This window comes from Actinomycetota bacterium, from assembly GCA_035759705.1.
In the GTDB taxonomy this organism is placed as follows: Bacteria; Actinomycetota; CADDZG01; order JAHWKV01; family JAHWKV01; genus JAJCYE01.
On record DASTUJ010000154.1, the window covers coordinates 1 to 6,543 of the forward strand.

A 6,543-nucleotide genomic window follows, 5' to 3' on the forward strand; every position below is an offset into this window, starting at 1 on the left:
GTGGTCTTGGCAATGGCGTCGAACAGCGGGACCAGGTCCACTCCGTCGACCTCGAGATCGGCGGTAGCGGTCCCCTTGCGGGCGTTGGTGTAGATGACGGGGAAGTCGATCTGGTCCTCGTCGGCGTCCAGGTCGATGAAAAGGCTGTAGATCTCGTCCAGGACCTCGGGGATGCGGGCGTCCGGGCGGTCGATCTTGTTGATGACCGGGATCACCGGGATGCGGCGCTCCAGCGCCTTGCGCAGCACGTAGCGGGTCTGGGGAAGGGGGCCCTCGGAGGCGTCGACCAGCAGCAGGGCCGAGTCGACCATCTGCAGGGTTCGCTCCACCTCTCCGCCGAAGTCGGCGTGGCCGGGGGTGTCGCAGATGTTGATGTGAAGGCCTTCGTACTTGATGGCGGTCTGCTTGGCGAGGATGGTGATGCCCCGCTCCCGCTCCTGGTCCATCGAGTCCATGACGCGCTCGACCACCACCTGGTTCTCGCGCCATACGCCAGACTGCTGCAACATGGCGTCTACGAGGGTGGTTTTTCCGTGGTCTACGTGGGCAATGATGGCCACGTTCCGCACGTCTTCACGGACGGCGAGTTTCTTGGTCACTTCAACCAGCGTAACCGGAAAAGTACTTCTCCGGACGATTTGCGCCTGGAAGCTTTGATAAATGGACCGTTATGCGCCCCGAAGCTTAGATATTCGTTATCAGGTCGCCAATCGTTTTGGCCTCCGGCACCAGCTTCCCAAGCAATGAGTCGCTAGCCTCCGCGTTAGTGCATTGGCGGTAACAGTAAGCTTCGCAAAGATTGCAAATCCAAGGTGCGATCCCGCAACAGACGTCCCCGACGGTCGGCTTTGAGTTGTTCTGGACGGACGATCAATAGACGAAGACCCTTAGCCGGAATCTCCCCTTCGCGCCTCAGGTCATAGAGCCGCCGTTGTTGCCCCCGATGCATCCGCTTACCGTCATCACGGAAGGCTTGTCGAAGTGAGCGACTGGTTGATCGTGCTGTAGCTCGCGGTACTCGACTACCAACCGATGGCCCGGGTAGTAGACGTCCACCGGGAGGGTGCGCCTACTTCCGCAAGATTGAGACCGGAAATCCCGAACTGCCTGGCTAGATCATTCGGTTCCACTATCTGGCAACCCTCAGTCGGTCATCGCTTTATGGAAGTGGTCATCCACCCCATCTAAACCAACCGCCGTTCGGTCGCCCACCGGGTCAGCTCGTGGCGGCTGCTCAGCTGCAGCTTGCGCAGCACCGCCGAGACGTGGGTCTCGATGGTCTTCACCGACAGGTGCAGGCGCTTGGCCACCTCCTTATAGGCGTAGCCCCGGGCGATCAACCGCATGACCTCCCGCTCCCGCTGGGTCAGCAGGTCCAGCTCCTCGTCGATCGGCTCCGCTATCTCACCGCCGAAGGCATCCAGCACGAAGCCGGCCAGGCGGGGTGAGAAGACCGCATCGCCCTCGTTGACCCTCCGGATGGCGGCCGACAGGTCGGTCGGTGAGATCGACTTCGTGACGTAGCCCCGGGCGCCCGCCCTGATTACGGCGATCACGTCCTCGGCGGCATCCGACACCGACAGCGCCAGGAAGCGGATCTCCGGGTGGTCCCGGTGGACCGCTTCGAGCACCGCGCGGCCTCCCCCGCCCGGCATGTGGACGTCGAGCAGGACCACATCCGGCTTGGAGGCGACGATCTCCGCGGCCGCCACGGCCGGCTCCCCGGCGGTGCCGACGATCTCGAACTCCTCCCCCAGTTCGGTGCGGACCCCGGACAGGAACAGCCGGTGGTCGTCGACCAGAAAAACCTTGATCCGTGCCTCGCTCATTTGGACCTCGCCATCGTCAGTTGAACCTCGGTTCCACCGCCCGGCTCGGTGGTGATCAGCGCCGACCCGCCGGAGCGTTCCATCCTGCCCCGGATCGACTCTGCAATTCCCCTGCGGTCCGGCGCCACGGCCGCCGGGTCGAAGCCGGCGCCGTCGTCCCGGACAAACGTCGTAATGGCGTCCGGCTCCGCCTCCATGTAAACCGAGATCTGGGCAGCCCCCGAATGTTTGGCGGCGTTGACCGTGGCTTCCCGGCAGGCGTCGACCACCGCCTGCATTCGCTCGTCCATCGGCGCGTCGCCGACCGTGACCACCTCGATGGGGACCTTGAACTGAAGCTCGACCGCCGACGCGGCCTCCTCGATTGCCCCGGACAGCATCTCGTCCCGGTGGGTCGGCGTCCCGTTCAGCCAGGCCCGGAGCTCGCGCTCCTGGTTCCGGGCCAGGGCGACCATCTCCTTGGCCTGGTCGGTGCGCTGGATCAGCGCCAGAGTCTGGAGGACCGAGTCGTGCAGGTGCGCCGCCATGTCGGCCCGCTCCTCCGACCGGATGCGCTCCCGCCGCTCCTCGGTCAACTGGCGCAGAAGCCGCCAGCCCCAGGGCCCGAAGATGATCCCCAGGCCGGCCATTGTGGCGGCGACGGCAAAGACGATGCCCGGGGCGGCCTCCAGGGCGTTCGTGCGCTGAAGGAACAGCAGGATGCCGCCGCCGAAGAACAGCGCCCCGGCCCCCAGTCGCAGTCTCCCCACCCGGTCGGTGGCGCCTAGGGTTTCCAGCGGGTTCTCCGGCATCCGGTCGTGGATGTTTCGGCTCCAGCGCTGCCGCTGGCTCTCCGGGCTGGTAAGCCAGATGACCCCGGCGCCCAGGGCGGCGAGGCTGAACGAGGAGGCCAGGGCGTCGCCCAGCCACAGACCGAGCGGCCGGAGCAGGATCATCACGCCGAGGACGATCATCCCCATGGCGACGGCCCTCTGGGTCTTTGGAGGAAGGAAGGCCTTGGAACCGCCCTCAGCCTCCGGGACCAGCACCCAGAGGACGGCGTAGAGGACCACCCCGGCAAGCCCCGAAAGGCTCAGAAGGGCGAACGCGATGCGCACCAGGACCGGGTCCACGCCGAAGCGCTCCCCCAGGCCGCCGGCCACGCCGGCGATGATCCTCTGGTCCGTGCTCCGGTAGAGGCCGTAGTTCCGGAAGCCGCCCTTCGGCGATTCCCGGGGCGGCCGTCCCGGCAGCATGACCTTTTCGCTCTCCATGGTTCCCTCCTGTCGCAAATGATGTTCGCGCACACGGAGCGTGGCCACCATCGGGACTGACCCTGAGAGCAGCCGGTATCCCTAAGGGTTGCAGGGGGGCGGACCCCTATAGACCGCCGGCTCTGTCAGGCGGATCATCGACGCCAGGAGTTCAACGAGATGGAGGCATCACATGGAAACGATCGAACCGGCAGCACCGGGTGCGCCCCGACGGGTGTACCGAAGCAGGACCAATCGATGGATGGCCGGCGTCTGCGGAGGCCTGGCGGACTACTTCCGGGTCGACGCAACCCTCGTCCGGCTGCTGTTCGTCCTCCTGACGATCTGCGGCGGCATCGGCATCCCGATGTACGTGCTGGCCTGGCTGATCATCCCCCAGGAGGGGGAGCTCGACTCCATCGGCGAGCGCATGCTCGGCCGCACCAACCAGACCGTGACGGCACCGCCGAACGGTAACTAGTCGAACAATGAACAACGAGGGGGAGGAAAAGGTGGACGCAGCAACCAACGGCGGGATCGGCCCGGAGCCGGCGCCGGCAGCAGCAGGCCCGCAGGTCATCCGAAAGCAGCTGACCCGCAGCAGGACATCGAGGATGTTCGCCGGGGTGTGCGGGGGAATGGGAGAGTACTTCGGCGTCGACCCGATCCTGGTCCGCCTCGCCTTCGCCGTCCTGGCGCTGCTCGGCGGCGCCGGAGTGGGGCTCTACCTGGCGGCTTGGCTGTTGATCCCCCTCGAGGGCGAGGCCCACTCCGTGGGCGAGGAGGCGATGACCAAGGCCACCGCATACGTCAACCGGGAGATGGGCGGCGACAAGGACCTGTCGTGGCTCTGGATCACCTTGCTGGTGATCGGCGGCCTGATAGTCATCTCGAATCTAGGGAGCATGGGCTGGTACGACGGCGCATGGTTCTGGGCGATCCTGCTGATCGCCGGAGGCGTCTGGTTGTACCGCCAGGACACCTACGGTCCCCGCACCCCGCCGGACCCGGCGCCCGACCGGCCGGTTGATCCAACCATGACTGCGGCAACCGCTTCGGCTACCTCGGCCACCACGGCGGTCCAGCCCGGCTACGTGGCCCGGCCCGCTCCGAAGGTGCGTCCGGTCAAGGTGAAGCGCTACTACCGCTCACGCCTTGGTCGCTACACCTTCGCCACGGCGCTGATCGTTCTAGGGACCCTGGCTACCTTCGACAACGCCGGCACCATCGACCTCAGCCCCGGCCAGTACGCCGCAGCTGCGTTGATCACCGCCGGCGCCGGCCTGCTCGTCGGAACGGTTTTCGGAAGGGCGCGAAGCCTGATCTTCTGGGGCCTGCTCCTGGTCCCCTTCGTACTGTTCGCCGACACCACCGACATTCCGTTCGACCAGGGCACCGGGGAGAGGGTATACACGCCCGCCACGGCTGATGAGATCGCCGACAGCCACGAGCTGTTCGCCGGGCACATGGTCTTCCAGCTCGACGACGTGGAGTGGGACTCCGAGCCGGTGACCATCGATGCCAGGGTGTTCATGGGCCAGATGGAGGTCTTCGTCCCCCGGGGCGTCGACGTGCGGTTTGAGGGCCACGCCGAGATGGGGGGACTTCACTTCTTCGATATCCACCGCACCGGCGCCGACGTGAACCTGAACGTCGACGAGGACACCGGCGGCGGACCGGAGCTAATCCTTAACACCGACGTCTTCATGGGTGAGGTCGTCGTGCACCGTACCGAGGAGCAGGCAAAGGAGCTGTCATGAAGTCACACCCGTTCGATGCGGTATCGATGGTCTTCGGCGTTATCTTCGCCGGCATCGGGGCTTTGTTCCTCATGGGCAACGATGTCGGAGACCTGGTGACCAGGTTCTGGCCGGCTGCGGTGGTCATGCTGGGCCTGGCGATGTTGTTCTCCGCCCGCAGGGAGGAGGCGCCCGCAGTCACGTACCAGCCCAACATGCAGGCGTGGAGTCCCCCTACTCCGGCCCCAGTTGCACCGGTCCGTCCGGCCGAGGCGGCCGGGCCGGCGCCGGGTGTTGCCGAGCCGATCGTCCCCCCGGTGGTGGCGCCCCCGGCTCAGCTTCCCGAGGCGGAGGTCACGCTGGAGGAGAGTCCGTCCCCGAAGCCCGCCGAGTAACACGGTTCTCCCCGCCGGAATCGGGGAACAAGCACGGCATGGGCGGCAAACCAGAGGTATCGATATCGACGTACCCGGGCGGGCCGCTGCTCGTCCGGGGGGACTACGTCGTGAAGGACGGCAGCGGCAAGGAGATCCCCGCCAAAAGGCGGACGGTGGCGTTGTGCTGCTGCGGAGAGTCGTCGATCAAACCCTGGTGCGACGGGACCCACAAATCCCTGGAGACCGGCGACGGCTGCTCCCTGCCTGAGGAATAGCCGGCTAGGGGTGGCGCAAGGAGGTCCGGCCCGCTGCCCAGCAGTCCAGGACGTAGGCCGAGAACCTGGCGTCGAGCCCGGCACAGGCCCGGGCGCCGAACAGGATCATCGGAGCCATCTCGGGCTCCTGGGCCTCCAGGCCCCCCGCCAGGTCGTGCGCGGCGATGACCTCGTGGACCGAGTCGGCCTCGACGTGCTCGTCGTAGAACTCGGTGGCCTCCGCAGGGATCCCCAACCGCCGGGCGCCCTTTCCGTAGCTGCGGTTGGGTTGCGATGAGGTCATCTCGAAGATCGCCAGGTGACCGACGGTGGCCGCCCGGAGCCGCCGGTGCAGGCCGAACAGAGACATCAGGTTGACCGTCGCAAGCGTCACGCCGGGGATCCGCTCCAGGTAGGCGCCGTACGTCCCCTCGAGGCCGAGGGCAACCATCGTCTTGCGGAACAGCTCCGCGTGCATCCTGTCGGCCTGGCCCCCGCCATATTCGTCGGTTTGGATCTCGACCATCGCCGCCTTCGCCTTGCCGTCCAGGCGTGGGATCGTCCAGGTGTGCGGGTCTGCCTCCTTGAGCTGGTAGGCGGATCGGTGGATGACGAACTCCAGGAACTCTTCGTAATTCGCCTTGTCGCGGATGTAGCCCGACAGGCTGGGACCCTGGGTCGACCGTGCGATCCCCTTGATGGTGGAGACCACGGGCTCGTCGCCGCCGGTCATGAAGTTTTCGATCAGGGCTTCCTCGAAGGGGCGTTCCAACCGGTTGCGGAAGGCGATCAGTCCGGGCTCCCACTCCCAACGGGGGTCTACTCCGGCGAACCCGCGGTAATGAAGCTCGTAGCAGACGTAAAGGGCGAGGTGGAGGTCGTCGTCGGAAAGCGCGTCGACGGGCAGGTCGAAGCCCAGGTCTATCGAAGAAGGGCCGGCCCGCAGTGCTTCGAACAACCGTTCCGAGATCGGGCCCCTGGCCGAGGGCAGCTTGGACCCCTCGACCGGCTTGACCGGGGCCGGGACTTCGGGGGCTAGGGTCGGATTCATACCGCTACCGTTGTGCCCTGTTGTTAACCGGGTTAAACGTTTTTGCGTGTTCGAGAACAGT

Annotated in this window: 8 protein-coding genes; 4 read left to right on the forward strand and 4 right to left on the reverse strand. The window is 66.1% G+C overall.

The genetic code is table 11. The annotated features are described in order from the left end of the window. The 3 genes from VFV09_10675 to VFV09_10685 form a co-directional block, all read right to left on the reverse strand. On the reverse strand, positions 1 to 599 hold a 599-nt coding region (locus VFV09_10675; GenBank protein ID HEU4868178.1), incomplete at its 3' end, for a GTP-binding protein. 585 nt (positions 600 to 1,184) lie between these two features. After that, positions 1,185 to 1,829, reverse strand: a complete 645-nt coding sequence (locus VFV09_10680) for a response regulator transcription factor (GenBank protein HEU4868179.1) — start codon at positions 1,827 to 1,829, stop codon at positions 1,185 to 1,187. Continuing rightward, positions 1,826 to 3,082: a PspC domain-containing protein gene (locus VFV09_10685; GenBank protein HEU4868180.1), complete on the reverse strand. Its 1,257-nt coding sequence runs from the start codon at positions 3,080 to 3,082 to the stop codon at positions 1,826 to 1,828. The genes VFV09_10680 and VFV09_10685 overlap by 4 nt, the downstream gene beginning before the upstream one ends. 172 nt (positions 3,083 to 3,254) lie before the next feature. On the opposite strand from VFV09_10685, the gene VFV09_10690 reads away from it, so the two are divergent. The 4 genes from VFV09_10690 to VFV09_10705 are packed head-to-tail and all read left to right on the forward strand — an operon-like array spanning position 3,255 to position 5,452. Then, complete coding sequence (locus VFV09_10690) at positions 3,255 to 3,542, forward strand: PspC domain-containing protein (protein ID HEU4868181.1); 288 nt, start codon at positions 3,255 to 3,257, stop codon at positions 3,540 to 3,542. A 31-nt stretch (positions 3,543 to 3,573) separates the two neighbouring features. Then, positions 3,574 to 4,821 carry a PspC domain-containing protein gene (locus VFV09_10695; protein HEU4868182.1) on the forward strand — a complete coding sequence of 416 codons (1,248 nt, stop codon included), beginning with the start codon at positions 3,574 to 3,576 and terminating at the stop codon, positions 4,819 to 4,821. Further along, positions 4,818 to 5,195 carry a hypothetical protein gene (locus tag VFV09_10700; protein HEU4868183.1) on the forward strand — a complete coding sequence of 126 codons (378 nt, stop codon included), beginning with the start codon at positions 4,818 to 4,820 and terminating at the stop codon, positions 5,193 to 5,195. The genes VFV09_10695 and VFV09_10700 overlap by 4 nt, the downstream gene beginning before the upstream one ends. Positions 5,196 to 5,233: 38 nt before the next feature. Continuing rightward, entirely contained in the window at positions 5,234 to 5,452 is a 219-nt protein-coding gene (locus VFV09_10705; protein HEU4868184.1) for a CDGSH iron-sulfur domain-containing protein, read from the forward strand. A gap of 4 nt (positions 5,453 to 5,456) precedes the next feature. Here VFV09_10705 and VFV09_10710 read toward each other — a convergent pair whose 3' ends face one another. Continuing rightward, positions 5,457 to 6,482: an iron-containing redox enzyme family protein gene (locus VFV09_10710; protein ID HEU4868185.1), complete on the reverse strand. Its 1,026-nt coding sequence runs from the start codon at positions 6,480 to 6,482 to the stop codon at positions 5,457 to 5,459. Positions 6,483 to 6,543: the final 61 nt, after the last annotated feature.

What these genes read in the sequence shown, in the direction of transcription:
- VFV09_10680 (HEU4868179.1), bottom strand. Translation starts at nt 1,829, where the DNA reads ATGAGCGAGGCACGGATCAAGGTTTTTCTGGTCGACGACCACCGGCTG.
- VFV09_10685 (HEU4868180.1), bottom strand. Translation starts at nt 3,082, where the DNA reads ATGGAGAGCGAAAAGGTCATGCTGCCGGGACGGCCGCCCCGGGAATCG.
- VFV09_10690 (HEU4868181.1), top strand. Translation starts at nt 3,255, where the DNA reads ATGGAAACGATCGAACCGGCAGCACCGGGTGCGCCCCGACGGGTGTAC.
- VFV09_10700 (HEU4868183.1), top strand. Translation starts at nt 4,818, where the DNA reads ATGAAGTCACACCCGTTCGATGCGGTATCGATGGTCTTCGGCGTTATC.
- VFV09_10705 (HEU4868184.1), top strand. Translation starts at nt 5,234, where the DNA reads ATGGGCGGCAAACCAGAGGTATCGATATCGACGTACCCGGGCGGGCCG.
- VFV09_10710 (HEU4868185.1), bottom strand. Translation starts at nt 6,482, where the DNA reads ATGAATCCGACCCTAGCCCCCGAAGTCCCGGCCCCGGTCAAGCCGGTC.